Consider the following 770-nt stretch of genomic DNA (forward strand, 5'->3'; position numbering starts at 1 on the left):
TGAGAGATTCGAACTCCCGGCCTTTTGATTCGTAGTCAAACGCTCTATCCAGCTGAGCTAAGGGCGCAAATATTGGAGCGGAAGACGGGAATCGAACCCGCGACCCTCGCCTTGGCAAGGCGATGCTCTACCGCTGAGCCACTTCCGCATACGGTATTAATAAATATAAAAATGGCGGAACCGACGGGATTCGAACCCGCGATCTCCTGCGTGACAGGCAGGCATGTTAGGCCAACTACACCACGGTTCCAGATCACTTTCTCAAAGGAAAGCATAATTGCGGGGGCAGGATTTGAACCTGCGGCCTTCGGGTTATGAGCCCGACGAGCTACCGGGCTGCTCCACCCCGCGTCGTTATAAAAGTTTATATGGTGGAGGCTGAGGGGATCGAACCCCCGACCCTCTGCTTGTAAGGCAGATGCTCTCCCAGCTGAGCTAAGCCTCCATCTATATGACCCGTAGGGGATTCGAACCCCTGTTACCTCCGTGAAAGGGAGGTGTCTTAACCCCTTGACCAACGGGCCTTAATGGCTCCCCGAACAGGGCTCGAACCTGTGACAACTCGATTAACAGTCGAGTGCTCTACCAACTGAGCTATCAGGGAATATATGCATTTGCAGTGCAAATGCAATTCATCGTACAACGTCCACATGCAGAGCCTGTTTTCTATGTATGATGAAAGAGTTCGCTTGGCGGCGTCCTACTCTCCCAGGACCCTGCGGTCCAAGTACCATCGGCGCTAGAGGGCTTAACGGTCGTGTTCGGGATGG

General features: G+C 53.6%; 7 tRNA genes and 1 rRNA gene. All 8 read right to left on the minus strand.

The window, feature by feature from the left end:
• A tRNA-Arg gene (locus tag AC1DE7_RS31640) sits at window positions 1-59 on the minus strand.
• 14 nt (window positions 60-73) lie between these two features.
• A tRNA-Gly gene (locus AC1DE7_RS31645) sits at window positions 74-148 on the minus strand.
• A 24-nt stretch (window positions 149-172) separates the two neighbouring features.
• Window positions 173-250: transfer RNA gene (locus AC1DE7_RS31650), tRNA-Asp, on the minus strand.
• A gap of 27 nt (window positions 251-277) precedes the next feature.
• A tRNA-Met gene (locus tag AC1DE7_RS31655) sits at window positions 278-351 on the minus strand.
• Window positions 352-369: 18 nt separating this feature from the next.
• Window positions 370-445: transfer RNA gene (locus AC1DE7_RS31660), tRNA-Val, on the minus strand.
• Window positions 446-452: 7 nt separating this feature from the next.
• Window positions 453-524 (minus strand) — tRNA-Glu (locus AC1DE7_RS31665).
• A 4-nt stretch (window positions 525-528) separates the two neighbouring features.
• Window positions 529-604: transfer RNA gene (locus AC1DE7_RS31670), tRNA-Asn, on the minus strand.
• An 83-nt stretch (window positions 605-687) separates the two neighbouring features.
• Window positions 688-770: ribosomal RNA gene (rrf, locus tag AC1DE7_RS31675) — 5S ribosomal RNA — on the minus strand; the annotation flags it as partial.

Source organism: Paenibacillus sp. 10L310 (assembly GCF_056395745.1).